General features: G+C 58.1%; 1 protein-coding gene. It reads right to left on the reverse strand.

Annotated elements, in window-relative coordinates; genetic code table 11:
* The coding region (locus tag Q4563_RS19430) for an ATP-binding cassette domain-containing protein (protein WP_303605685.1) at positions 1 to 279 on the reverse strand (279 nt) is incomplete at both ends.

Here is a 279-nt window from a genome sequence, read left to right on the forward strand (position 1 = left end):
GGCGATGGCGATCCGTTGGCGCTGGCCACCCGACAGTTTGACACCACGTTCACCGACCTGGGCATCAAACCCCTTGTTGCCATAAGGGTCGTGCAGGCCGTGAATAAAGTCGAGGGCTTCGGCTTTGCGGGCCGCTTCTATCATATCTGCTTCGCTGGCATCCGGGCGACCATACAGAATATTGTCACGCACGCTGCGGTGTAACAACGAGGTATCCTGAGTGATCATGCCGATATTGGCGCGCAGGCTGTCCTGGGTAACGTCGGCAATGTTCTGGCC

It is taken from the genome of Gilvimarinus sp. 1_MG-2023 (genome assembly GCF_030548285.1).